Raw genomic sequence first — 25,810 nt, 5'->3', positions numbered from 1 at the left:
TTATCACTTTAAACACATTGATATAAAAGAATTTAAAACATGAAAACGGCCCGACTATTGATGTCAGGCCAAGGCGGAGGTTATTATGAATAAAAAAGTAGTTATAATTGGTGCTGGCAGTTCAGGGCGCGGATATTTAGGTGAGCTTTTATATTTAGATGGATGGAATGTTGTTTATGCAGATATTGATAAAGCATTGACGGATCAATTGAAAGCAAAAAAGGAGTTCCATGTTTTTAAATACAGTGAGAGTGGAGAAGAAAGTGTCGTTACAGTAAAAAACTTCGAAGCAGTAAATACCATTGAGGATCATTCAGAGTATATCGGACATTTGGCAGATGCAGATTTGGTAATGACAGCACTGTTTCCAGATGCTTTTGAACAAGCTGCCAAAGATTTGGCTGAAGCTATTCATATAAAGAGAAAAAAGGACAAAAAGAATTGGTTTACTGTTTTGCTGGGAGCAAACTATGTCGGCCTTAAAACAGACTATGATGCATTGATGAAGCAAGAGCTGTCTGATACGGATATGTCTTATTATTCGCAACATGTTAACATGGTTGAATCCATTATCCGGCGCATTAATTCAATGCCTACAGAAGAACAATATACCATCGATCCTTTAAGTGTACAGGGAGAAGATTTATCTACTTTACAAGTAAATGACGATGTGTTGTTATCCATATCAGAGGAGTCACTTCCTTCCTTCATTATTTTGGAAAACGATACGGATAAGTGCATGAAAACAAAAATATGGCAGGGTAATACCCTTCACTGTACCCTAGCATTCATGGGGCTTGCTGCCAATAAAACATTTTTATATGAATCCGCCCGTGATGAATATATTAGAGAGTGCGCCGATAAAGCATTCAGAGAGGCCAATCTGGCTCTGACAAAGTTGTATGGTGATGAAATTCAGATAACAGAAGAAAAAATGAAGAATACCTGGAAGGAATTCACAGATGATTCTGTTAAGGACTGGCTTATACGTGTAGGGCGTAACCCGATGCGAAAGCTTGCCAAAAATGATCGTTTTATTGGCCCGGCTTTATTATGTGTACAAAATGGAATTATGCCATATTTCATATGTAAAGGTGCGGCGCATGGATTTTTATATGAAAACGCTAATGCTAATGCTACATCTGACCAAGATATAGCACGATTGGTAAAGGATATTGGCATAGAAGCTAGTATTTCTCAAATTTGTGGATTGGATATTACGAAACCTGATGAGAAAATTGTATATGACCTTATTTTAAAATCTTATCAGGATATCGTGATGGAGAACAATAGAATCCTAAGTTATTCATAGAAAATATGGAATTAAATAGCGTATCCATTAATGATTATTGGTGGATACACTAAATACCTTGTTGACATAAAATATCCAATATGATAGAGTATGATTAATTTAAAAAATGTAAGCCCTTTAAAAAAATAAGTTTGGCTTGTTACTGAATGGCTATGTATCTATTTCAGGCAAAACCGTTATCCTATCAAAAATAGGATTGGTTTTGCCTGTTTTTTATTGGTTTAATTTTGAAACGAAGATTTAGACTCTGTCTGTGAAATATATACGAAAGGGAGTGCGGTCAAATTGTTGAAAAGTTCAAGAATGAAGATTAAGCAAATCTTAAATAACAATGCTGTTTTAACGACAGATGCAAATCGAAAAGAGGCTATTGTCATTGGTAAGGGGCTTGGGTTCAAATATCATACTAACGATATTCTTAATGAAACAGATGTAACAAGAATTTATGTTCCAATGAAAAATGGTTATCGTGAGAAGATAATAGAGCTTTTAGAAGAAATTCCATTTGAGTGTATAACACTAACAGAAAAAATAATAAATCACGCTGAAAAAACATTAAATGTAGAACTCAATCAGAATCTAATATTTAATCTGGCAGATCATATCAATTTTTCACTTCGCAGATTTAAAGAAGGAATGGACCTCTCCAATATATTTACAGAGGATATAAAAAGGTTTTACACAGATGTTTATAATGTAGGAGTTCATTCGGTGGAAATGATTAATAGTTTTTATCAAGTGAATATGGATGGTGATGAAGCAGCTTCTATTGCCTTTCATATTATCGATGCAATGAGTAATCACACAACGGAAGATACATTGAATATTATTCAGGGCGTTAATAACATTGTTGATATTATTGAACGTTATTTTGATATTACCTTTGACGAGAATTCATTAGATTATTCTCGTTTTATCATTCATTTACAATTCTTTATGAAGAAAATATATATGGAAGAAAACAAAGACAAGCCTGACAATAGTAGTTTTACTTTTCTGCAGTTCAACAAACAAAAGTATGCAGATATAGATGATTGTATCAATAAAATTAATGATTATACTTCGAAACAGCATAGCTATCATTTATCGGATGATGATCGTCTATACTTGAAAATTCATATCATCAGACTTGTTAAGCACAGCTTTCTACCCTGAATTTAAAATCATAATAAAGAATGGGGGATTACGATGGCAATTGATTTTGATCAACTGGCAGCTACAATTATTGAAAAGGTTGGCGGGGAAGAAAATATTTCATCTGTCACCCACTGTGTGACCAGGCTGCGCTTTTATTTAAAAGACAAAGAAAAGGCAGATACAGAAGCTTTGGAAAAAACGCCGGGAGTACTCGGCGTAACCTATGGTATGAAACAATATCAGATCATTCTTGGAAAAAATGTGTTTACTGTTTTTAATAAAATTGTAAAGGATTACAATGTGGACGCGGACGATAACCCCAAACAAAATAATTCTGAGGCTTCAGAGGGAAGAACAGATAAAAAGGGAATAAAAAATACATTTCAAAATATCCTGGCATTCATTATAGGGTCGGTTACGCCTTTTATCACCGTTGTCTATGGTGCTGGAATGATAAGGGTTATGTTGACAATTATTTCTTCTATATGGCCTTCCGTCGAAGAAACGTCGACTTTTATGATGTTTAACTTTTTGGCACTGGCTGCATTTTATTTTATGCCGATTTTAATTGCTTATGGTGCTGCCAGGCAGCTGAAGTCAAATCCGGCATTCGCCATAACAGTCGTATCCATGCTTCTTTACCCGGACTTTATGGCCCTGGTGGAAGGACAAATAGATGTATCGATGTTTAGTATCCCTGTTGTATTGGCGGATTACTCCCAGACATTGCTTCCAGCATTATTATCGGCATATCTGGTTTCCAAATTGGAGAAGTTCTTTTACAAAGTGATTCCAGGTGTACTAAGAACAGTATTTGCACCAATGTTAATTTTAGGGGCGGCCATGCCGATTGTAGTTCTATTCCTTGCACCAATCGGATCTATAGCCGGAGAGTGGGTTGTTCAATTATTTGTATGGATTTACGGCATTACAGGAGGGCTGACGGTTGGCATCCTAGCAGCAGTATTCCCGTTTATCATTATGTCGGGAATGAATATGATGTTTGCACCTGTTATGGTACAAAGTATTGCTTCTATTGGATTTGATGCACTCTTCCGTCCAGCCCTTCTCCTGCATAATATGGCTGAAGGTGGAGCCTGTCTTGGGGTGGCAATGAGAACAAAAAACAAAGAACTAAGAACGGAGGCGATTGGTTGTGCGATTGGCTGTATTGTATCCGGTGTGACAGAGCCTGCACTTTATGGGATTAATTTAAGACTAAAAAAACCCCTGTTTGCAGTGATGATCAGCGGGGGGATTGGTGGAGCGCTGGCAGGATTTTTAGGGGCAAAAGCATTTGAAATGGGGTATTCAAGTATTCTTGCACTTCCAATATTTGAAGGGACGATCATCGCTATAACAATAGCTGTTGCTGTAACAATTATTTTATCAGCTATTATCACAGTTATCTTAGGATTTAACGACGAGCCTTCAATAAGCACGATGAATAAAATGGAAGTACAATCAGCAAATAAATAAATATGTGCTGTTACAGATAAAGGGAAAGCTTAGCCGAATAAAGGAGGAAGAAACAATGAATAAAAAACAAAACAGACTTCAATTTCCAAAGGATTTTTACTGGGGAGGTGCCATTGCAGCAAATCAAGCAGAAGGAGCTTATTTAGAAGATGGAAAGCAGCTTTCAACAGCAGATATTAAATCAAGAGGATTTTTTGGCGGGCTAAGGAGAGATGCGGATTTTTATCCGACACATAAAGCAATTGATTTTTATCATAGGTATAAAGACGATTTGAAGCTTTTTCAGGAAGCAAATTTTAACATTTTTCGAACTTCAATTAATTGGACCAGAATTTATCCGACAGGGGAAGAAGATAAGCCAAATGAAGCCGGATTAAAGTACTACGAAGATTTATTTAAAGAAGCTCGAAAAAATGGTATAACAATGATGATTACTATTTCACATTATGAAACTCCGCTGGCTCTTGTAGATAAATATGGCGGTTGGGATAATCGGAAATTTATTGATTTCTACCTTAAGTTTGTCGAAACAATTGTCAGCCGATTTAAAGGGCTTGTGAAATTCTGGCTCACATTTAATGAGATAGGCAATGCGTCGGTTGTACCAATCTGCTGGGATGCTGCCTGCATTGACCCTGAAAGCGATAATTTACAACAGAGGATGTATCAAGCGGCGCATCACCAGTTTGTGGCCAGCTCTCTTGCTACGAAAATGATTCATGAAATTGATGCTGATGCGGAAGTTGGTGCCATGATAGCTTACAAAACTGTTTATCCGTATACATGTAAAGTAGAAGATGTTAAAGCAGCTGAAGCAAGTAAACGGAAAGAATACTTTTTCTCAGATGTACAAGCAAGAGGCTGCTACCCAGGTTATATATGGAGATTTTTTGAAGAAAATAATATACATGTGAAGATAGAAACTGGTGATGAGGAAATTATTAGGCAACATACTGTAGACTTTCTAACATTTAGTTATTATCGTTCCAGAGTTGTATCTGCGGAATATGAAGAACCGGCAGAAAAGACAACAGATTCGCTTGAAGGTTTAGATAATCCATATTTGCCGAAAACAGACTGGGGATGGACCATTGATCCAGATGGATTAAGATTAGCATTGAATGAATTATATGACCGTTATCAGCTCCCGCTTTTCGTTGTGGAAAATGGTTTGGGAGCGAAGGATAAAGTAGAAGAAGATGGATCTATTAAGGATGATTATCGTATTGATTATTTGGCGAATCATATTAGAGCGATGAAGGAATCAATTGCAGATGGTGTAGACTTGAGAGGCTATACAATGTGGGGGCCGATTGACATTGTTAGCAACGGTACCGGTCAAATGTCCAAACGTTATGGTATTATTTATGTAGATTTTGATGACTATGGGAACGGTACTGGGAAACGAATGAAGAAAAAATCTTTTGGATGGTATACAAATGTTATTAAAAGCAATGGTGAAATGCTTTAAATATTTATTTTAATTCAATGATATGATAAAGCTTTAAGTTCTATTTTATACACTACAATTGATGAATAAATCCTGGTTGTGTTTGTAGACCGACCATAATAGAATTAGATTTTGATTATATTGGTGGAAAATTACATGAGTCTGTAAGTTATTATTATTCAAGTATAAAAGTTACCCGGTATTCAGATAACTATAGTTTATTTGAATGCCGGATATTTTTTGAACAACGAATTCTCATCGTAGATTTTATTAAAGCAGCTATTTTTTACTTTCTCGTTAGAACTTTGATTGGATGCTCTGCTCAATATAAATTATTAAGTTATTATCGGGAAAGACCTCTTACTTCTTAAAATCGTGAGAATATTGTGTCTGTTTCAGGTCATATGCAGTAGCTGTTCCTGATTTTTTAGTAAAATTGGCTGGTTATGCAATAGTCAGAGGAAGCTTATACTTTGATCCCAGGGCTTGAATGCCCCTTTTGGCTTTTCTATCAAGAGAATGGTACGTCCAATTAGGGTCTCTTAATCTAAAACACACCTCCAGCTTATTCTAATTCATGTAAACAACGCTTACAAAATGATATAATTAAATTCACAATTGTAATAAAATAACAAAGAGTAAATATACCGTAAAGCAAACTACATATCAATCCAATTGTATAAGCTAGGAGGGGTCTCAAATGTCCATATTAAATACATACATACCATTCATCGAATTTATGGGAAAATCGCTTGGTTCTGATGCGGAGATAATTCTATATGATGCACAAAAAAGCCAGGTGGCGTATGTTTATAATGCAAGAAATGAAAATGTCAGCGTTGGAAGTCCAATGCCAAGTATCGAAAAAAGGTTTTTAGAACAGGGAATCTACGAAAAAGAATCTGCTATTATTAATTATCGTGCTTTTTCTGCAGATCACAGTAAGCTGCGCTCATCCACCTATTTTATTAAAGGTAATGATGGAGAGCTGGCTGGTATTGTTACTATCAACTTTAAGGTTGATGAGCTTATCGAGCTTCGTTCATTGATAAACCGTTTAATTAATGGGACTGAAACAACGGAGCATGCAGAAGATTATTATGAAAGTTTTGATTTATCCTTTGAAGATTTAATGCATAAAACTATCCAGGAGGTTATGAATAAAACAGAAGTTCCTCCTGAAAGAATGTCTACCGAAGAGAAAATTGAGTTGATTCGTGCTTTGGATGAAAAAGGACTCTTTCTATTAAAAGGTTCTGTAGCAGAGCTTTCTAAAGTAATGAACGCATCGGAAACCTCCATTTACCGCTATATTAGTAAATTATAGAAACGCCATGTGATGAAGAATAATGCCGAACGTTGCCTTTCCAGTACGCTACTTACTTGTACTGGAAGGTTTTTTTATTGGTTAAAATCATAAAATTCATAAAAATAAATAAAACATATTGTAAACGCTTTAACATGATGATAAAATATTCTCAAGGTGATAAATTATTATCAATTAAAGAGAGGCAGATGTGATATGGATTTTATGACAGCAGAACCATTTCGAATCAAGATGGTAGAAAGAGTTAAAAAAACAACAAAAGCTGAAAGACAGCAATGGTTAAAAGAGGCTGGCTATAATGCATTTAAGATAAAAGCGGAAAATGTTTATATTGATTGTTTAACAGATAGCGGAACTTCTGCTATGAGCAGTGAACAATGGTCTGCTTTAATGCTTGGGGATGAGTCTTATGCAGGCTCTAAAAGCTTCTTCAAGTTAGAAAAATCCGTTCAGGATGTATTTGGTATGCCATACCTGCAGCCGACACATCAAGGCAGAGCAGCTGATTATATCATGGCAAAGCTCTATGCCGAAGAAGGAAAATATGCTATTGGAAATATGCATTTTGATACGTTTAGAGGAAATGCAGAAATTCTTGGAGCATTGGCAGTGGACTATGTAGTAGATGCGGGAAAAGATACAGCCAGTCCTGCGCAGCCTTTTAAGGGAAATATTGATTTAGGTAAAATGCAGCAGCTGATTGATGAAAACGGGGCGGAGCAGATTTCTGTCGTGATTATTACTATAACCTGTAATAACAATGGAGGCCAGCCGGTTTCTATGCAAAATATCCGTGAGGTCAGTGAACTGGCAAAACAATATGATATCCCGGTAGTGATTGATGCAGCAAGGTTAGCTGAGAACGCTTATTTTATCAAGACCCGTGAGGAGGGATACCAGGATAAATCCATTAAAGAAATTACGAGAGAAATGTTTTCTTATTGTGAAACTGCCACAATGAGCTCTAAAAAGGATGGTATGGTAAATATCGGCGGCTTATTTGTAACCAGGAATAAAGATATTTTAGAGAAAGCACAGCAGCTGGCAATTGTACATGAAGGATTTATCACCTATGGCGGATTGGCAGGACGGGATTTGGAAGCGTTAGCGGTAGGACTTCAGGAAGGCTGTGATGAGCAGTATCTGGAATACCGGATAAAACAGGCTGAATATCTGGGAGATCGTTTACTAGAAAAAGGTGTTCCGATTATTGAACCGACTGGAGGGCATGGGGTCTATGTCGACGGAAGAAGATTTTTTCCGCATATACCACAGTGTGAATTTCCATCTCAGAGACTGGTTGTCGCTCTTTATGAAGAAGCGGGTGTCCGGGCAGTAGAAATTGGAGCTTGTGCATTTGGCTCAAAGGACCCGGAAACTGGAGAAGACATATTCCCGGATATAGAGACAATGCGGATTGCTATTTCAAGGCGGGTTTATACAAACAGCCATATGGATGTGATTGCAAATGCACTTGGAGAGATATACAAAAATCGGGAACAATATAAAGGAATGAAGCTGGTATACGAAGGTTCAGTAACATCATTAAGACATTTTACAGCAGGATTTGAACTCCTATAAAAACAGCAGATTAGGCTTATTCGGATTAAAATAATTCATAACAGCAGGAGGAAAAGAAAATGAAAAAGTATATTAAAATTGCAGCGGGGCTTGCACATGTAGACTATGGACATATTGCAGATATTGTGAAGGAGGCATCTGATGCCGGAGCAGATTATATTCATTCCGATGCAGCCGATATGCATGATTTGAAAAATATGCAGCTGATGGGCGGCCATCAGATTATTGAAGGAATCCGGCCTGTGACAGATAAACCGATTGAATGTCATATATATACGCGTGAATGTGATCGCTTATTTATTGAAAAAATTGCTGCCGCTGGAGCGGAGATGCTGATTATTCCAGCTGAACATTTTATTGGTGCACCGCTTGCCTATATTATCAATTATTGCCGCGAATTTAATATGAAGATTGGTTTGACAATTGGATGTTATACACCATTATCCTTCGTAGAGGAATCGATTTATGATATTGACCGGCTGCATATCGTCACGCATGGCGTAGATGAAACTGACGGGAAGGATAACTGGGGCTGGAGAAGATCGTCAATCGATTTGGTTAAAAGAGCAAGAGCACTTATTAATGAAAAAAATCCTTCCTGTGAATTGGCAGTAGATGGCGGTTTAAGGGATGATAATTTATCAGAGATGGTAGCAGCAGAGCCGGATGTGATTATTTTATCTTCAGGTATTTTTAAATATAAAGACGGTATTACAGCAGGGGTAAAGGCTTGTCGTGAAGCGATTGATACAGCAAGTATCGAGCATTTTGGAGAATAAACCTTGAGAGGAGGGAAAGCGTGGAATTTTACTTTTACTCACCAACCAAGATTTATTTTGGTAAAGGTGTGCGAAGAAAGACGGGAAAAGCTGCAGCGTCCATAGGGAAAAAATGTCTTATCGTTCGAACTCCTTTTAAAGATAAAGGAAGAGAATATTATTTTGAAGAAATAACGGCAAGCTTAACAGAAAACAATATTCAATATGCTATTTTTGATCAGGTGAAACCGAATCCAACAACAGCTATTGTGAACAGCGGTGTGGAAATAGCCAGAAAAGAGAATGTTGATTTTATTCTTGGATACGGAGGAGGTTCTTCTCTTGATACAGCTAAGACTATTGCCTTATTCACAAAGAATACAGTGCTGGGCTGGGAAGCATGCTTTCAAAGATTCTCGGATCCTTTTGCTGCTAATGCTGAAGCTGTTGCAGCACTTCCAGTTATGGCGATTACGACGACTTCTGGTACAGGGTCGCAGGTGACGCAGGCAGCTGTTATCACAGATTCTGAATCTAAAGATAAGATGACTATTTTTCATCCGGATTTGATACCTGCAATCGGACTGATTGATCCAGAGCTAATGCTGACAGTTCCCAAAAAAGTAACGGCAATTACAGGGTTTGATGCATTAAGCCATGCGATGGAAAGCTATTTAAATCCCAGAGCATCTGTTTTAACAAAATATCTGTCACTTCAAGCAATAGAGATGGTTGTGAATGCCTTACCTGAGCTTCTTCATGATCTTCATAATATGGAGCTGCGGGAGAAGTTGGCATATGCAGATACTATAGCGGGCATTTGTTTGTCTAACGCAGGTGCCGAGGCCCCGCACCCAATAGGGGAAATGATAAATGGCTACTATCCTGAATTGGCGCATGGAGAAACCTTGGCATTTGTATACCCGGCTTATTTTGATTATGTAAGCGGGATTGTTCCGGAAAAAATGAGTGAGCTCCTTCTTATTTTTAAAAGCTATGTTCCAAAGGATTCAGATTGGTTGGGTGAAAAAGCAGTAGGTACACTGAAGAATTTTCTGAAAGCAATTGAACTGAATGTCTCTTTACGCACATTGGAGGTGCCTGAGACGGTTGCAGAAGAAATTGAGAAGAAGCTGGTTTTTAATCTGCCGCTGACAAATGCAGAGAACTTACAAAAGATATTTAATAAAAGCTTGCAATAGATTTAAAAGAATTCCCCAGCTTTGACGGGGGAGTGGCAGGAATGGGGTGAAAAAAGGTGAAATACTTCATCGATACCGGCAATCAGCAGGAAATTGACGAAGCATTGGAATGGGGGGCAGCAGGAATCACTGCGAATCCCTCCATGTACCTTAAAGAAAATGTTAACTTCTACGATTTTTTAGAACGAAACAGTAATAAGGGCAAATTGCTGACGGCAGAGGTCGTAGGGGAGCATCTGCCCGATATGATAGAAGAAACAAATAAAATTAATGTGATATCCAAAGATATTATAATTAAGCTGAATTATTCTCCCGCAGCTTTGAAAATGGTTCACCATTTACGAAAACAAAATATCCAGACCGCTATGACATTAGTTTTCGATATAAACCAGGCAATGATGGCAATAAATGCAGGTGTGGATTATTTATTCTTATTTGTTGCCAGAAATGAAGAAATTGGAGTAGATGGCATCACCTTTGTGAAGGAGACTGCTGATATTATCCGTTCTAAAAACTATCAGACTAAACTGGTTGCTGCAAGTATCCGGAATAAATTTCAGTTGAGTCGTGCTGCTCTTTACTGTGATTATATTGCCGCGCCGTATCATTTAATGAAAGAAAGCTTTCAGCATCCTTCTACCCAGTCAGGCATAGAGCAGTTTGAAGAGGAAATGAAGAAAGTACTGGTGCTGGCAGAGGGATTATCAAATGAATAATTATATTCGATTATATCAGGAGAAGCTGCAGTTTTATGAGGAACAGCTGATGGAGGATTTGGCAGATCTGGTAGCGATTCGTTCTGTAAGGGATGAGGAAACAAAGCAGCCAGGTGCACCATTTGGGAAGGATATCCGAAATATCTTTGACAGGATGGCAGCAATTTCTGAAAGAGATGATTTCAAAAGCAGTGATTTCGACGGCTATGCTATGCATGTTGAACATGGGGATGGTAAGGAAATAATTGGAATTCTGGCGCATTTGGATATTGTTCCGGAAGGGGAGAAAAAGGACTGGCTCTTTGATCCATTTACTTTAACGAGACATGGGGAGTATCTATATGGAAGAGGCGTAAATGATGATAAAGCTCCTGCACTTGCTGCATATTACGCTTTAAAAATATTACGTGATTTGGATTTTGAATTTAATAGAAAGGTCCGTATAATCCTGGGCGGTGCAGAAGAGACAACATGGGAATGTATGGACCATTATTTTAAACACAATACTCAGCCGATGATGGCATTCTCTCCCGATGGTGACTTTCCAATTGTTCATGGAGAAAAGGGTGTACTCCAAGGGACATTCTTTCAGCAAATAGATTCCGCTGCGGCAGCATATCCGCATAATCTGATAGAAATAGAGAGTGAGAAGCAGCGGGGATTTATTTGTGAAAGGTTAAGAGTGATCTTTGAGAGCACCTACCCGATGGAATTAAAAGACTTATTGGAAAGTGCAGAGGAAACAGTTATTGCAGGCAGCTATGTCATTGCTTTTTATAAAGGTGATAAAGCATTATCGAGGAATCCGCATAAAGGAGAAAATGCATTATTCAGGTTTTCGAAAGATCTGATAGCAATGGAAAATGCAAATGGAAGTCTGCTCAAGCTAAGGAAGCTTCTTATGAATTATTTTTTTAATGATATTCATGGGAAAAAATTAGGATTATTTTCGGAAGATTCGGAAATGGGAGTAACGACATTTAGCATACCCTACTTATTATTTCAAAATAATAAGCTCGAAATTGGTTTTGACTATCGCTATCCCAAAGGACAGACAATGGAAAAAGCTAAGAAAAAGCTGGATATTTTTTGTGAAAAAAATAAATTAAACTTTACGATTTATAAAGCATTTAATCCTTTGTACATTCAACAGGAATCACAATTAATTCAAACCTTGCAGCGTGCTTATAAGAATATCACTGGAAATACGCCGGAATGTATTACAAAGGGAGGAATCTCTTATTCGAGAGCATTACAAAATTGCGTCGCTTTCGGTCCAACATTTCCGGGAGACATCCCGAATACGCATAAGCCAAATGAACGAATTAAGCTGCAGACGCTTCATAAGGCTATTATGATTTATTGTGAAACAGTTCGTTTACTGGCAACAAAATCTTAAAATATAATACAAAATTGATAAAGCCTTTTCAGTAACTGAAGGGCTCTTATAATAGAATGACATTTACCAATATAAGTAAATTTATTAAGTGTTAATAATTATTTATAACATGGGTTTTCTTGAATATAACATAAGAATTATGGGTTCACGAAAAAAATATTATTACTATTTAACTAGCAGATTAATTTTTACCGAAATTCATGTCAACCATATCAGTATGGAGTTTACCTTAAGTTAAATAAGAGGGAGTGAATAAAGATGAAAGAACGAATTCAGGCATTTGCCGGTTCTATGATGATTCCCGTAATTTTATTAGTAGTTGCAGGGATTTTTATTGGAATAGGGTCCGCTTTTGCCAATATGGAAAATGTGGAAGCGCTTCATTTAGGCTGGCTGATTCAAGAAGGGAATTTTCTTCATGGTTTCTTTGTAATTATTAATGATTTAGGTTTTATGGTAATGCGTTTCCTTCCTGTATTTTTTGCAGTCGGTCTTTCGTATGGTTTGGCGAGAAAAGAAAAAGGCTGGGCAGCCTTTGCAGGACTGGTAATCTTCTTAGGCTTAAATACAGTAATTAATTCAATGCTTGCGATTCACCAGCTTACTCCTGAAACAACAACTGTAGAGGCTTTAGTAGAATCAGGATATTCTATGCTGGAAGCTCAAAATTATAATTCTTTATTTGGTACGGTTTTAGGTATCTTTACGTATGATATGAGTATTTTTTCTGGTCTGATTGCCGGTATAGTAACCAGTATGATTCATAATAGATATTGTGAGAAGCAGCTTCCGAATGCTTTGTCATTTTTCTCGGGCCCAAGATATGTTATTATCCTTGTTTCCATTGTAGCTGTTCCTGTAGGAATAGTTCTTTACTATATATGGCCATATATTGGAGCAGGACTGGCAAGTCTTAGTAACTTTATTACAACGAGCGGGCTGATAGGAACTTTTGTATTCGGTGCAGCAGACCGTGCGTTATTACCAATTGGTATCCATCATTTAATTGCTTTTCCAATTGAATATACCCGCGTGGGCGGAGAAATGCTGATTGATGGTACGGTGTTTGAAGGAGTGCGAAATATTATGCTTGCGCAGATGGGATCGCCGGATGCAAGTGAGTATATTGTCCGCAACTTTACCACTGGGCGAATTCTGTTTCACTTTGGAGGACTTCCTGGAGCAGCATTGGCAATGTATTTAGTAGCAAAAAAGGAAAACCGCAAAAAGGTAGCAAGTATTATGATTCCTGCAATTTTAACAGCGGTTTTAATTGGTGTAACGGAGCCGATTGAATATACATTTTTATTTGTTCAACCATTATTATATTTCTTGATTCATGTACCTTTATCCGGATTGTCCTATGTGTTAACTGAAATGTTAAATGTTTCGATTATTGGTACAGCGGTACGGGATATGTTTCCGAATCTGCTGCAGCCTGATAAAGTGCATGCGATGTCATTACTCATCTTAATTCCTGCATATTTCGCAGCATACTTTTTCTTATTCCGGTGGGCTATTCTTAAATTTAATATTAAAACACCAGGCCGTGAAGAAGGAGAAGGGATTATTAAATTATTCTCGAAAAAAGATTATAAAGACCAGCAGGATAATGAGGAGAGCAAAAATCCAGATAAAAAGAATGATCAAATTGATGGGATTATCGCAGCGCTGGGCGGAAAAAGTAATATTATAGATATTACAAACTGTGCAACGAGGTTGAGAGTGAAAGTAAAGGATGGCAGCGTAGTCCAAAATAATAATACATGGGTACAATCATTGGGGGCTAAGGGAGTAGTCAGAAATGATAATGCTCTCCAAATTATTTTTGGTACGCATGTTATTACATTAGCTGCACAGGTTAAAGAAAGATTGGGAATGGAATAAAAAACGTTCATTGTTTGAGCTATTTATATTAACTAAAGAATATATTTGTAGAATAGGAAATTTGTTCAATATAGCGGAGAATACGTCTTATTGGTGTGTAGAGAGAGCTTATCTAATAATGAAGAAAAAATGTACTAATAAGCCGTAAATTTTAATAAAAAGTTACAAAAAAGAACCGTCAAAACCAAAAAGTGACTTTCTCCATGTTAGAAAGTCACTTTTATAATTAAGGAACTTTAAAAGGACTACAAAGAATATATTCTGAAGCCTTTTAAAGTACTTATTTAGATTTATTATATGGTGAAAATATCATATAATTCAAATAAATATTTAATATTTGATAAAAATATATTGACTATTTCAAATTGTTCTGTTAAATTTCTTTGTAACCGGTTACAAAGAAAGGAGGACGGAAATGGCAACAATTAGAGATGTTTCTAAGTATTCTGGAGTGTCTGTTGCGACCGTTTCCAGGGTTCTAAATAATTCAAGTAAAGTTAAATCAACAACGAAAAAAAAGGTTTTACAAGCAATTAAAGAATTAAATTATAAACCTAATGCAGTTGCTAAGACGCTTTTTAAGAAACAATCATATAGTATCGGGCTAATTATCCCTGATATCAGTAACCCGTTTTTTCCTGAGGTAGCAAGAGCTGTAGAAGATACAGCCAGACATTACGGATATAGAGTTATTCTTTGTAATTCTGACGGAAATAGGGAGAAAGAAAAAGACTATATTGAAGCTTTATCCCAAAATCACGTAGACGGATTGCTAGTTACTTCTATATCAGAAAATAGTGATAATTTCAAAGGGCTTCATATGCCTGTTGTTGCATTAGATAGAAGTAAGGGTAAGGAGATACCTTGTGTTTATGTCGATAATTATGAAGGAGGGAAATTGGCGGCCCGAACTCTTTTTGAAAATGGAGGTAAGGTATTCGCTGAAATTAGTGGGCCATACAATCTTATTACTGCTAAAGAAAGATCTAGAGGATTTCATGATTTCTTAAAAAAGAAAGAAAAGACCGCTCTAACATATGAAGGCGAATTTGATTTTAAACATTCTATTGTAGTTGCTGGTAAACTTTTGGATGAAAACCCTGAGGTCGATTCTGTATTTGTTGGAAATGATCAGATTGGGATTGCTTTGATAAAAGAAGCAATGTTAAGAGGTTTGCGCATTCCAAATGACTTGCAAATAATTGGTTTTGATGGAATCGAAATTGGAGGGTTAATAACTCCTTCTTTAAGTACGATACAGCAACCAATATATGATTTAGGTAAAGAGGCCACAAAACTATTATTAGATTTAGCTAATAAGAAACATGTTGAGCAAACGTCTATATGTATGCCAATAAATTATGTGAAAAGAAGTACAACTACTGGTTAATTATTCTTATGATTCACAAAATGTAACCCGTTACAAATTGTAAAGGAGGGAACTATCTTGCCGAATAAAGGAAATTTTATTCTTAATTTATATCCATCAACAAAATTTATGCTACCCCTATTTGTAACTATTTCGATCTTTTTAGTACCCAGTTATCTATTTGCTTATATGATGTTACCTTTATGTATTGCGATTGCTTTAATAGCAGGAGTAGCGAAGCAATTTCTCAATTTAATAGTTAAGGGATTATTACTGCTCGTTTTATTTATCTTTATAATACAATCGGTTATTGCCCCAGGTGAAGAAATAATTTGGAGTTGGGGGATTATTTCAATTAAAGAGGAAGGCGTTATGCTCAGCCTTACTTTAACTTCTAGAATCGTAGCCATTGCATCTGCTTTTCTTTTATTTTTTAGAATAACTTCTATCCGGGATATCAGCCAGGCTCTTGAAAAGGTAGGGATGTCTCCTAAATTTTCATATGCTATTCTTGCTACTTTTCAATTTATACCTGAAATAAGTAAGCGGTCTAAAGTTATTATGGATGCTCAAAAGGCAAGAGGGGTAGAAACAGAAGGCTCTCTTTTAACTAGAACAAAAGCCTTTGTACCCGTCTTAGGTCCACTTGTGTTAAGTTCTATTGCTAATACAGAAGAAAGAGCAATTACCTTAGAAACTAGAGCATTTTCAACAAAAGGCAAGAAAACGAGTCTTCATAAACTTCATAAAACAAAAACAGATATGTCGATTCAAATCTTAGTAATTATATTCATCATTTTTCTAGCTGTAGGGAGGGTAATGATTTGGAATTGATACGTGCCAAAAATATTAATTACAAATATCCAATCAATGACGGTCAATCTACTCTAAAAAATGTTAATTTTTCTATTCAGAAAGGTGAACTTTATTCCATTATAGGAAAAAATGGAGCCGGAAAAACTACTTTATGTAATGTTATTCGCGGATTTATTCCTCATTTCCATAGGGGTGAACTAGGTGGAGAACTTCTAATTGAAGGAAAAGATATCCGAGAATGGGATATGAGTGATTTAGCTAGTAAAATTGGATTTATTTTTCAAAATCCATTCACGCAAATTAGTGGAGTGAAAGATACTGTCTTTGATGAAATTGCATATGGTTTAGAAAACCTTGGAGTAGAAATTGATGACATAAAAAAAAGAGTAGAACAGATTATCGATTTATTAGGAATAGGGGATCTAGCTGACAAAAATCCATATGAACTGTCAGGCGGGCAAAAGCAAAGAGTTGCCTTTGCTGCTGTTATTGTAATGGATCCGGATATTTTAGTAATTGATGAACCTACTTCCCAACTTGATCCAAAGGGAACAAAAGATATTTTTGAAATCATTAAATTTTTAAAAGAAAAAGGGAAAACTATTATTCTGGTGGAGCATAAGCTTGAATTAATTGCTGAGCATTCAGACTATGTTTTTGTTATGGATGATGGGGAGATTATGTTAGATGGAAAAGTTGATGAAGTTCTGTCGATGCCCAAAGTGCTGGACTATGATGCGGGTCTCCCACAATACGCTCTATTAGGTATAGAAATGAATAGAAAAGATCCAGATTTTAATCAGATTCCTATAAATAAATCACAGGCAGAGTTGGAGATTAATAAATGGTTACAGAGATAGGAGGCGTGTAGACGATGAGTTTTATACAAATAAAGGATGTTAGTTTTGTCTATCCCAATGAATTTACGGCTGTTCACAAAATATCTGCATCGATAGAAAAAGGAGAAAAATTGGCTATTGTCGGTCAAAATGGAGCCGGGAAAACTACTACCGTTAAGATGATGAATGGCTTATTAAAACCGACAAAAGGAGATATCGAGATAGATGGATTAAACACGAAAGATTATACGACTGCCCAGATATCTCGACATGTCGGCTATGTTTTTCAGAACCCGGATGATCAGATTTTTCATAGCGATGTATATAGTGAGATTGCTTACGGGCCTAAGACAATTGGTCTTTCTGACGATGAGATTTCAAGCAGAGTCTACAGTGTTGCGGAATTAGTTGGTATTGATGGGTTTCTCGATGAAAATCCTTATAATCTGCCATTCTCAACACGAAAATTTGTAACCATTGCCTGTGTCTTAGTGATGGATGTAGATGTTGTGATTTTGGATGAGCCAACTGCTGGGCAAGATCATGTCGGTATGGTACAGATTTCTAAATTAATTGATTACCTGCAAAAAAAGAACAAAACGGTTATTACAATTACCCATGATATGGAGTTTGTCGTTAATAATTTTGAGCGGGTTATTGTAATGGCAAACAAGCAAATTATTGCAGATAAAAATAAAAGAGAGATTTTTTGGGATAATAATGTAATAGAAGAGTCCAATATTAAACAACCTTATATTAGTGAATTAGCAAATGATATGAATATGGGAAATAGGATCTTATCCATTGATGAATTTGTTGAACATGTGTTTAGTAATAAAAAAGAAGGGGCTACTGTATGAGAAAAATTTTGATAGTAGGAAGTTTGAATATAGACTTTATTTCCAATGTTTTTGATTTTCCTAAAGTTGGCGAAACTATACGAGCAACAGATTTTCGTATATCTCCTGGAGGGAAAGGAGCGAATCAGGCTGTTGCTGCTGCCAAATTGGGTGGGCAGGTTGAGATAGTCGGCAAAGTTGGGGAGGACAAATATGGTGATGTACTTATTGAGAGTTTAACAAGAGAAGGTGTTAGAACGCAAAATATAAAAAAAGAAGGTGATACTGGCAGAACTTTTATCAATGTAGACAATAAAGGAGATAATACGATAACTTATGTACCTGGAGCAAATGAGAAAATAACAAAAAAGGATATTAATGCCTGGCTTCCTAATTTGAGAGAAAGTTCCTATCTACTATTACAGCAAGAAATTCAAGAAGAAATTGTAGAATATGTAATAGATTTAGCCTCAGATTTAAATGGATGCGAAGTCATCTTAAATGCTGCTCCGGCAAGGTTTATTAATGACAAAATAATAAAGGGAGTTCATACACTTATTGTAAATGAGGTTGAATTAGAATACCTAAGTAAAGATTACGTTCGAAAAGAACAACGTTTGATTAGCCAGGTTAATTATTTGCTTGATAAAGGAATAAAAAAGATTATTATAACGCTAGGAGATAAAGGGGCAGTTTTTGCCAATGGTTCCGAATATAAACATATACCCGCTTTAACAGTTTCTGCAACTGACACAACTGGCGCCGGGGATACATTTATTGGAGCGTACGCTGTTGCGAAATCAGAGGGTTTAAATGATATAGAAGCGATTAAATTTGCAGTAAAGGCATCTGCTATAGCAGTAACAAAACATGGTGCACAGTCAGCTATCCCTACCAGAAAAGAACTTGAGGAATTTACCAAGGAAATAGAAATAAGCAGCTTGAATAGATAACAGAAATATAATGCACAAAAAAATAAAATAGGGAGGTACAAGTTATGAAAAGAGGTTTAATGCATGATTTTACGTTATTAGCTATTTTATTAATTCCAGTAGGTGTTGCGCTTAACTTTGTAAGCAGTCAGGTAGTGCAGTTATTAAAATTACCAATTCACTTTGATGTGATTGGAACAGTCGTAGTATCAATGATTGCTGGTCCGTGGGTGGGAGCTACAACTGGTTTGGCGACAAACTTGATAACTTCGCTGACAAATCCTACAAGTCTATTTTTTGCTCCGGTATCGATTTCGGTTGGATTATTGATCGGATACTTGTCCAAATTTGGAATGTTTAAGAGATTATGGACAACCATTGTTTCTGGTATCGCGATTACGATAGCGGCCGTGGTTATTGGATCTCCTATTTCAGTAATGGTTTTCGGAGGTGCAACAGGTAAATCAATTGATACAGTTACTGGGGTTTTCTTGGCTTCGACGCAGGATATTTGGACTTCTGTTTTCTCTAGTTCTATTTTAATAAATAGTGTTGATAAAATTTTATCTGTATTGATTGCTTATTTTATCGTTAAGAAAATGTCTGATCGATATTTATCTAAAATGAACTATGGGGACAGTTTTATACAGGAAAAAAGAAATAAGTATGCAGTTAATAAAAAGCAAATTGCCAAATAAGATGCTGGGGGTGATTGGATGAAGAAAGTTATTTTAGATGTCGATACTGGAATTGATGATGCTTTAGCTATATCGTATGCTGTTGCACAACCTGATGTTGAACTTTTGGGGATTACAACTTCTTATGGTATGGCTCCAGTAGAATATACATGTAGAAATACGAAGCATATATTAAACGTCTTAAATAAAGATGTACCAGTTTATGGAGGGGCTGCTACTCCGAGAAAACGAACTAGAGTTTATAATGGAAGAATTCATGGGAAAGATGGGCTTGGAAATACATTAGGGGCTGTTAATGAAAATGATAAATGTAAATTAGATGCCGTTGATTTTATTATTGAAAGTACTAAAAAATATAATCATGACTTAACAATTATTACTACTGGCCCATTGACTAACTTGGCCAGAGCAATCAATTGTGCACCTGAAGTAATGCATTCTGTAGGAAGGATAGTTACGATGGGCGGGGCAGTTGCTACGCCCGGAAATGCCAGTAAATTTGCAGAGGCAAATATATTAATCGACCCTGAATCAGCAGATTTTGTATTTAAATCCAAGCTCCCTATTACTTTGGTTGGTTTAGATGTCACAAGGAAAACATTATTAACGCAAGATGACGTAGAAAAATGGAAACAATTCAGAACTTCTTCAGCAGATTTTTTTGTTGATTTTACGCAATTTTATTTAAACGCATATAAAAAAATTCACCCCTATCTAAAAGGATGCGCGTTACATGATCCATTAGCGGTTGGGGTAGCTATTTATCCTGAGATTGTTCACACGGTACCAATGAATTTGGAAGTTGATTTAAGCGAAGAGGCTTTAGGGAGAACAGTTGAGAATCTAAATATAGAATTAAATGAAAAGCCTAATGTAGACGTGTGCTTTCAAGTTGATTCGAAAACGTTTATGGAAGATTTCTTTACTAAAGTAGATTATCTATTATCAATTAAAAGTTCGGAAAGGGTGTAACAATTGAAAATCCATCTTTTAATAGAAAATTGCAGTTATATTAATCCAAATTTTGAGATTATCGAAAATCAATCGATAGCTATCGACAATACGGAAATTATTGAAGTGGGAGATATTTCAATATTAAAAGAGAAATATCGCCCAGAAAATATTATTAATGGAAAGAATAAACTTTGTATGCCAGGCTTAGTAGATGCCCATACCCATACCAATCAACAATTATTAAAAGGGCGTACAATGGATGAATATCCAATGATTTGGTCCCGGATTTTAGTTCCGTTTGAAGGAAACTTAAATGAAGATGATGCATATGTTAGTGCACAAATGAGTTGTTTGGAAATGATAAAATCAGGAACCACTGCTTTTGCTGACGCTGGTGGTGTTCATATGCATAAGGTCGCGCAAGCGGTTATGGAGTCAGGGATGCGCTCTGCCATTACAAAATCTTCTATAGATATTGGAGACTTTCTGCCCGATTCGATGAAGCAGCCCGCAGAGACGATACTTACAGACATTAAAAACCTTTATAAAGAATATAATGGTGCTGGTGATGATCGTATCCATATTTGGTTTGGAATTCGGCAAGTGATGTCATGTTCTCCTGAATTAATTGAGCAGGCAGCTGACTTAGCAAGAAAATATAATACGGGATTGCATGCGCATCTCGCTGAGCATAAAGATGAAGTAAGGTATTGTTTAGAGAATTATCAAATGAGACCAGTTGAATATTTGGATTCTTTAGGAGCGCTTGGCCCAAATCTATTAACAGCGCATAATGTTGTTTATTCTGAAAGAGAATTGGAACTTTTAAATGAAAGAAAGGTAAAAATTGTACATTGTCCAAGAGTAAACTTTACATCACATGGCTTTCCAAAAACGCCTAGAATGATTGAAATGGATATGCCGATTGGAATCGGCAGTGATGGTGCTTCTTCATCTAATTTGAGCTTGTTTGATGAAATTCGAGTATTTCGTGCAGGTATACATGCTTATTGGGGGATCCCAGTTTTTGACCCGGTTGTTTTACCTGCAAAAGAACTAATTAAAATGATTACTGTTGGTGGAGCAGAAGCATTACAATTTGAAAATGTAAAAGGGGAGATATCCGTTGGAAATAAAGCGGATCTGACTTTGATTGATATCAATCAACCCCATATAGCTCCTACCAATAATTTAATTGGTATGATTGTTGAATCTGTCACAAGTAGAGATGTAGAAGATGTTATCATCAATGGGGAAGTTGTTATGAAAAACCGAGAAGTCCTTACATTGGATGAAGAACGTATTATGTATGAAAGTAAACGAAGAATGAAGTCTACTATTCAAAAAGCGGGATTATAATTAATTAAAGTTCCTATTATTAATTTAGTTGATATGTTTATAGTTTGTAAGAATTTGATGTTGTATATTCAAGTGGTAGAAAGTATACTGCTGAAATTTACGTAGGATAAAATTACTGTGTTTAAATAAGGGAATTAATTATATAACCCTTTCAGCGATCTACTTTCTTTCCTGGGCTTGAGAACTTTAGGGTACCAGTATGATTCGTCAACTGAAAGGGTTATTTTTCCTGCAAAAAGAGAGTTTGTATTCAAATGCCTTCACATATCCATTTACTGTTCAATATCAATTCTCTTTCCTTGTTCATTAGAAAGATAAGCAGCTTCATTAAGCAAGGTTAACGAAATAATGTCTTCTTTAGTAATAGAAGGAGCCACATCGTTTTGGATTAAATGAACCCATTGTTCCATCGCTGTTGGTAAATTTTCCGGGAATTCTTCAGGTTCGAACCATTTATTTTTATTTAACTGTGTGCTCCTGATACGTACATTGGAATCTTCAATCAATAAACACCCTTCAGTCCCGTATAATTCTAATTGAAATGGACTTCCATAAGAAGTGAATCCTGTTTCGATGACGCCGATTGCTCCGCTTTTGTATTGTGTAACAACAACGGCATTGTCTTCTACATTGTAATCTGGCGATGGATGCAGGCTGGAATAAACGTTTGCCAAAGGTCCAGCTAAACGGTTAGTCAGATAGATTGGATGAGCGCCTAAGTCAATCAAGGCACCACCTCCGCAATCGTCTTTATCATAAAAATGACTTGGAAGCCAGCCATTAGGGTGCGCTTCTGTTGAAACAGATCCATTATGAGCCAATCTGCAGCGGATACTGGTTAGATTTCCTAACCAGCCTTTTTTTAATGCTTCTTCTGCGTAAAGGAAATAAGACTCTGTAAGTCTTGGCAGGGATACCATGAGTTTTACATTTTCTTTTTCAACCATTTTATATATTTTTCTGCAGCTTTCCACTGTGAACGCTAATACTTTTTCTGTGAAAATATGTTTTTTATGTGCTGCCGCTTTTTGAATAATTTCTGTATGCCATTTTGTTGGTGTGTTGATAATGACGGCATCAATATGAGGATCATTTAAAACGGAATCCAGATTTTCTTCGAATGGAACTTCCCATTTATCTGCCCATTCTTTCCCGCGGCGAGTGTCTTCATCCCAAATACAAGCGAGGGAAAGCTGCTTATTTTCTTGAACTTGCCGTGCATAATCCTCTGCGTGAACATGCCATTTACTAAGTAAAGCAACGTTAATCATATTTGTTTTCCTCCTTCTTAAAAAACTTAGTCAGCGTAATCCGATAGTTTGACCCATTTCTTTAAACGATGGGATTCTTCTACGGCATGCATAACAAGCTGGTTAAGATAACCATCCTTAAAATTTGGGACTTCCAGTGTTTTATTTTTAATCGAATCCATCATTGTTTTTATGAGATTGATAAAGGTGTGTTCGTACCCAAGAATATGACCTGGAGGCCAGTAATTTTCGCCATAGGGATAAGCTTCTCCAGTACAGTTGATGGTACGGAATCCTTGAAGCTCTGCGCTATCATTCTCCAGGTAAACATGTAAATGATTCATATTTTCAAGATCCCATCGAATAGATCCTTTTTCTCCGTTTATTTCAATTCTGTTTCCGTTTCGATTTCCCGTGGCGAAGCGGGATGCCTCAAAAACCCCTAAGGCACCATTTTCAAATTTCGTTGTAAAAATAGAAGCGTCGTCCACAGTAACAAGTTCCTTTTCCTCTGTGTTTTCCGCTGCACTTGGTCTTTCTTTGATGAAAGTTTCTAGTATCCCGGAAACTTCAGAAATTTCGCCAACCAGGAACCTGGCTAAATCAATAATATGGCTGCCTATGTCCCCTAAAGCTCCAGATCCAGTTGTTTCTTTTCGGAGTCTCCAGGTAACTGGGGCAGATGGGTCAATCAACCAGTCTTGCAGGTAAACTGCGCGAATGTGATAAATTTTTCCCAGCTGTCCTTCTTCTATCATCTTTTTCGCAAGTTGTATTGCTGGAGCAAATCGATAATTGTGACAGACCATGTGCATGACACCAGCCTTTTCAACTGCATCAACCATCCTTTTGGCATCCTCTAAAGTTGTAGCTAATGGTTTTTCACAGATGACATGTTTCCCGGCTTCAGCAGCTGCAATTGCTATTTCAGCGTGGGTATGATTTGGTGACACAATATCGATTAAATCAATATCTTCCCGTTGAATCAATTTTTTCCATTCTGTTTCAGAAGAAGACCAGCCCATTTCAGAAGCGGCCTGGCTGACATTTTGCAAATTTCTTCCGCAAAGTGTTTGCAGAACAGGACGTTTCGCACTTTTAAAGTAAAAAGGAAGATTGCGATAAGCGATACTATGTGCTCTTCCCATAAACTGATAACCTATCATTCCAACTCGGACACACATGTATTTCACCTCTTCTTTGAAATAATGAAAAAACGATATTATTAGATAATTATATCTTGGCAGGACGCAAATCAGGAATTGAAATGGATACTTCTTTTCCGGCTTCGGCAGATCGTAATATTCCGTCAATAATCGCTTGATTGATTAAAATTTGTTCTGCTGGAATCGGAGCGATGTTCTTTCCTTCTTGAATGGCTTTGACGAATGCCCTTACTTTTTCATAAAAGATATTTAGATTGTGTTTTTTGACAGGAATTGATGTGTCAACATGCTGTCCATTTATATCGTGAAAGAGGTCAATGGAGCCGATCCCCCCGTCCCATACACCGCTCCAAGGTCCTTGACCCGCCGGTGTCAGTTTCAATCCGGCATTGGTACCTAAGAACAGAGTTGGTCCTAATGTATCCATATGCATTGCCCAGGAAACTTTAAAATTAATGACTTTTCCACCCTCTAAACGAATGAGGGCAATTCCGAAGTCTTCCACCTCAAAATTCGCAGCATCAGGATGATAGTCCGGATTCGTACCAAACAAATTTGATGTGTAAGCGGAGACAGAGATTGGTTTTGGATAGCCTAATGTATTTAATGCTAAGTCCAGCGAATAACAGCCAATATCTGCCATCGCGCCGGCACCGGCTAATGCCTTTTTAATAAAAGTCCCTTGCGGCATTCCGCGGCGCCGGCCCCCGCCGGTTTGAACGTAGTAGACATTTCCTAACTCCCCGGAGCTTACAATTTCTTTTACCAATTGCATATTCGGGTCATATCTTGGCTGGAAACCGACTGTCAGCATTTTATCCATTTTCAATGATGTCTCAACCATATCTATCCCCTGTTCCAGTGTAATAGACAAAGGTTTTTCTACAAGCACATGTTTTCCTGCGAGCAGAGAATCAACACTTGTTTTATGGTGAGCGACATTCGGTGTGCAAACGCTTACTCCATCGAGGTCTAATTGTAATAATTCTTGATGATCTTCAAAAGGTACCGCATTTTTTAATTCAAGTTTTTGGATAAATTCCGCTGCTTTCCCCGGAACTAAATCGGCTACAGCCACTATTTCCACATCACTCATTTTTTTATAGCATTGAGCGTGTGCATTGGCAATCCCGCCGCTGCCGATTATTCCAATTTTAACAGTTTGTGTCATAACTATTCCACCTTCACAAAAAATTTAATCTATTATTAAATATACTAAATATACATACTTAGTATGTCAACATTTATATTTTTGAAAATTTAAAATATGTAATTTGGAATTACATAAAAAATAAATATTGACAATCGTTGAAATAACTCACTATAATGATGATAATTAG

22 protein-coding genes are annotated in these 25,810 nt (G+C 36.6%); 19 read left to right on the top strand and 3 right to left on the bottom strand.

Annotation, left to right across the window (positions count from 1 at the left end; all coding sequences use genetic code 11):
• Nucleotides 1-85 precede the first annotated feature (85 nt).
• The 19 genes from IEX29_RS02395 (at nucleotide 86) to IEX29_RS02305 (ending at nucleotide 22,054) form a co-directional block, all read left to right on the top strand.
• Nucleotides 86-1,312, top strand: a complete 1,227-nt coding sequence (locus IEX29_RS02395) for a mannitol dehydrogenase family protein (protein WP_188732885.1) — start codon at nucleotides 86-88, stop codon at nucleotides 1,310-1,312.
• Between the two features lie 303 nt (nucleotides 1,313-1,615).
• A complete protein-coding gene (locus IEX29_RS02390) occupies nucleotides 1,616-2,467 on the top strand; it encodes a PRD domain-containing protein (RefSeq protein ID WP_229720056.1) in 852 nt (283 codons plus the stop codon).
• A 33-nt stretch (nucleotides 2,468-2,500) separates the two neighbouring features.
• Nucleotides 2,501-3,928 (top strand): PTS transporter subunit EIIC, encoded by a 1,428-nt coding sequence (locus tag IEX29_RS02385; RefSeq protein ID WP_188732883.1) that lies wholly within the window; start codon nucleotides 2,501-2,503, stop codon nucleotides 3,926-3,928.
• Between the two features lie 55 nt (nucleotides 3,929-3,983).
• On the top strand, nucleotides 3,984-5,399 hold the full coding sequence (locus IEX29_RS02380; RefSeq protein ID WP_188732882.1) for a glycoside hydrolase family 1 protein: 1,416 nt from the start codon (nucleotides 3,984-3,986) through the stop codon (nucleotides 5,397-5,399).
• A 679-nt stretch (nucleotides 5,400-6,078) separates the two neighbouring features.
• Nucleotides 6,079-6,705 (top strand): helix-turn-helix transcriptional regulator, encoded by a 627-nt coding sequence (locus IEX29_RS02375; protein WP_188732881.1) that lies wholly within the window; start codon nucleotides 6,079-6,081, stop codon nucleotides 6,703-6,705.
• 204 nt (nucleotides 6,706-6,909) lie between these two features.
• Nucleotides 6,910-8,286 (top strand): tryptophanase, encoded by a 1,377-nt coding sequence (locus IEX29_RS02370; protein WP_229720055.1) that lies wholly within the window; start codon nucleotides 6,910-6,912, stop codon nucleotides 8,284-8,286.
• Nucleotides 8,287-8,345: 59 nt separating this feature from the next.
• The gene (locus IEX29_RS02365) at nucleotides 8,346-9,065 is read left to right on the top strand and encodes a ribulose-phosphate 3-epimerase (protein WP_188732879.1); all 720 of its coding nucleotides are present in this window, start codon (nucleotides 8,346-8,348) and stop codon (nucleotides 9,063-9,065) included.
• A 20-nt stretch (nucleotides 9,066-9,085) separates the two neighbouring features.
• Nucleotides 9,086-10,246, top strand: coding sequence for an iron-containing alcohol dehydrogenase (locus IEX29_RS02360; RefSeq protein ID WP_188732878.1), 1,161 nt, complete (start codon nucleotides 9,086-9,088; stop codon nucleotides 10,244-10,246).
• Between the two features lie 56 nt (nucleotides 10,247-10,302).
• The gene (locus IEX29_RS02355; RefSeq protein ID WP_188732877.1) at nucleotides 10,303-10,962 is read left to right on the top strand and encodes a transaldolase family protein; all 660 of its coding nucleotides are present in this window, start codon (nucleotides 10,303-10,305) and stop codon (nucleotides 10,960-10,962) included.
• Nucleotides 10,955-12,361 (top strand): Sapep family Mn(2+)-dependent dipeptidase, encoded by a 1,407-nt coding sequence (locus IEX29_RS02350; protein ID WP_188732876.1) that lies wholly within the window; start codon nucleotides 10,955-10,957, stop codon nucleotides 12,359-12,361. Before IEX29_RS02355 ends, IEX29_RS02350 begins: the two co-directional genes overlap by 8 nt.
• A 258-nt stretch (nucleotides 12,362-12,619) precedes the next feature.
• Nucleotides 12,620-14,248, top strand: coding sequence for a PTS transporter subunit EIIC (locus IEX29_RS02345; protein ID WP_188732875.1), 1,629 nt, complete (start codon nucleotides 12,620-12,622; stop codon nucleotides 14,246-14,248).
• A gap of 415 nt (nucleotides 14,249-14,663) precedes the next feature.
• Nucleotides 14,664-15,638: a LacI family DNA-binding transcriptional regulator gene (locus IEX29_RS02340; protein ID WP_188732874.1), complete on the top strand. Its 975-nt coding sequence runs from the start codon at nucleotides 14,664-14,666 to the stop codon at nucleotides 15,636-15,638.
• Between the two features lie 57 nt (nucleotides 15,639-15,695).
• Nucleotides 15,696-16,451: an energy-coupling factor transporter transmembrane component T gene (locus IEX29_RS02335; protein ID WP_188732873.1), complete on the top strand. Its 756-nt coding sequence runs from the start codon at nucleotides 15,696-15,698 to the stop codon at nucleotides 16,449-16,451.
• Nucleotides 16,442-17,293: an energy-coupling factor ABC transporter ATP-binding protein gene (locus IEX29_RS02330; RefSeq protein ID WP_188732872.1), complete on the top strand. Its 852-nt coding sequence runs from the start codon at nucleotides 16,442-16,444 to the stop codon at nucleotides 17,291-17,293. The genes IEX29_RS02335 and IEX29_RS02330 overlap by 10 nt, the downstream gene beginning before the upstream one ends.
• Nucleotides 17,294-17,307: 14 nt before the next feature.
• Nucleotides 17,308-18,132, top strand: a complete 825-nt coding sequence (locus IEX29_RS02325) for an energy-coupling factor ABC transporter ATP-binding protein (protein ID WP_188732871.1) — start codon at nucleotides 17,308-17,310, stop codon at nucleotides 18,130-18,132.
• Nucleotides 18,129-19,064 carry a ribokinase gene (gene rbsK / locus IEX29_RS02320; RefSeq protein WP_188732870.1) on the top strand — a complete coding sequence of 312 codons (936 nt, stop codon included), beginning with the start codon at nucleotides 18,129-18,131 and terminating at the stop codon, nucleotides 19,062-19,064. The genes IEX29_RS02325 and rbsK overlap by 4 nt, the downstream gene beginning before the upstream one ends.
• A gap of 44 nt (nucleotides 19,065-19,108) precedes the next feature.
• The gene (locus IEX29_RS02315) at nucleotides 19,109-19,741 is read left to right on the top strand and encodes an ECF transporter S component (protein ID WP_188732869.1); all 633 of its coding nucleotides are present in this window, start codon (nucleotides 19,109-19,111) and stop codon (nucleotides 19,739-19,741) included.
• Between the two features lie 18 nt (nucleotides 19,742-19,759).
• Entirely contained in the window at nucleotides 19,760-20,713 is a 954-nt protein-coding gene (locus IEX29_RS02310) for a nucleoside hydrolase (protein ID WP_188732868.1), read from the top strand.
• A 3-nt stretch (nucleotides 20,714-20,716) separates the two neighbouring features.
• Nucleotides 20,717-22,054: an amidohydrolase family protein gene (locus IEX29_RS02305; RefSeq protein ID WP_188732867.1), complete on the top strand. Its 1,338-nt coding sequence runs from the start codon at nucleotides 20,717-20,719 to the stop codon at nucleotides 22,052-22,054.
• Between the two features lie 272 nt (nucleotides 22,055-22,326).
• On the opposite strand, the gene IEX29_RS02300 is transcribed toward IEX29_RS02305, so the two are convergent.
• The 3 genes from IEX29_RS02300 to IEX29_RS02290 are packed head-to-tail and all read right to left on the bottom strand — an operon-like array spanning nucleotide 22,327 to nucleotide 25,641.
• Nucleotides 22,327-23,325: a Gfo/Idh/MocA family protein gene (locus tag IEX29_RS02300; RefSeq protein ID WP_188732866.1), complete on the bottom strand. Its 999-nt coding sequence runs from the start codon at nucleotides 23,323-23,325 to the stop codon at nucleotides 22,327-22,329.
• A 26-nt stretch (nucleotides 23,326-23,351) separates the two neighbouring features.
• Nucleotides 23,352-24,488 (bottom strand): Gfo/Idh/MocA family protein, encoded by a 1,137-nt coding sequence (locus IEX29_RS02295; protein ID WP_229720054.1) that lies wholly within the window; start codon nucleotides 24,486-24,488, stop codon nucleotides 23,352-23,354.
• Nucleotides 24,489-24,537: 49 nt separating this feature from the next.
• Nucleotides 24,538-25,641, bottom strand: a complete 1,104-nt coding sequence (locus tag IEX29_RS02290) for a Gfo/Idh/MocA family protein (RefSeq protein ID WP_188732865.1) — start codon at nucleotides 25,639-25,641, stop codon at nucleotides 24,538-24,540.
• Nucleotides 25,642-25,810: the final 169 nt, after the last annotated feature.

This window comes from Oceanobacillus neutriphilus (genome assembly GCF_014645515.1).
Taxonomy (GTDB): Bacteria; Bacillota; Bacilli; order Bacillales; family Amphibacillaceae; genus Oceanobacillus; species Oceanobacillus neutriphilus.
This window is presented reverse-complemented; position numbering and strand designations above follow the sequence as displayed.

Excerpts from the sequence above, each read along its gene's own strand:
- IEX29_RS02395 (WP_188732885.1), top strand. The coding sequence starts at position 86 with ATGAATAAAAAAGTAGTTATAATTGGTGCTGGCAGTTCAGGGCGCGGA.
- IEX29_RS02390 (WP_229720056.1), top strand. The coding sequence starts at position 1,616 with ATGAAGATTAAGCAAATCTTAAATAACAATGCTGTTTTAACGACAGAT.
- IEX29_RS02385 (WP_188732883.1), top strand. The coding sequence starts at position 2,501 with ATGGCAATTGATTTTGATCAACTGGCAGCTACAATTATTGAAAAGGTT.
- IEX29_RS02380 (WP_188732882.1), top strand. The coding sequence starts at position 3,984 with ATGAATAAAAAACAAAACAGACTTCAATTTCCAAAGGATTTTTACTGG.
- IEX29_RS02375 (WP_188732881.1), top strand. The coding sequence starts at position 6,079 with ATGTCCATATTAAATACATACATACCATTCATCGAATTTATGGGAAAA.
- IEX29_RS02370 (WP_229720055.1), top strand. The coding sequence starts at position 6,910 with ATGACAGCAGAACCATTTCGAATCAAGATGGTAGAAAGAGTTAAAAAA.
- IEX29_RS02365 (WP_188732879.1), top strand. The coding sequence starts at position 8,346 with ATGAAAAAGTATATTAAAATTGCAGCGGGGCTTGCACATGTAGACTAT.
- IEX29_RS02350 (WP_188732876.1), top strand. The coding sequence starts at position 10,955 with ATGAATAATTATATTCGATTATATCAGGAGAAGCTGCAGTTTTATGAG.
- IEX29_RS02345 (WP_188732875.1), top strand. The coding sequence starts at position 12,620 with ATGAAAGAACGAATTCAGGCATTTGCCGGTTCTATGATGATTCCCGTA.
- IEX29_RS02340 (WP_188732874.1), top strand. The coding sequence starts at position 14,664 with ATGGCAACAATTAGAGATGTTTCTAAGTATTCTGGAGTGTCTGTTGCG.
- IEX29_RS02325 (WP_188732871.1), top strand. The coding sequence starts at position 17,308 with ATGAGTTTTATACAAATAAAGGATGTTAGTTTTGTCTATCCCAATGAA.
- rbsK (WP_188732870.1), top strand. The coding sequence starts at position 18,129 with ATGAGAAAAATTTTGATAGTAGGAAGTTTGAATATAGACTTTATTTCC.
- IEX29_RS02315 (WP_188732869.1), top strand. The coding sequence starts at position 19,109 with ATGAAAAGAGGTTTAATGCATGATTTTACGTTATTAGCTATTTTATTA.
- IEX29_RS02310 (WP_188732868.1), top strand. The coding sequence starts at position 19,760 with ATGAAGAAAGTTATTTTAGATGTCGATACTGGAATTGATGATGCTTTA.
- IEX29_RS02300 (WP_188732866.1), bottom strand. The coding sequence starts at position 23,325 with ATGATTAACGTTGCTTTACTTAGTAAATGGCATGTTCACGCAGAGGAT.
- IEX29_RS02295 (WP_229720054.1), bottom strand. The coding sequence starts at position 24,488 with ATGTGTGTCCGAGTTGGAATGATAGGTTATCAGTTTATGGGAAGAGCA.
- IEX29_RS02290 (WP_188732865.1), bottom strand. The coding sequence starts at position 25,641 with ATGACACAAACTGTTAAAATTGGAATAATCGGCAGCGGCGGGATTGCC.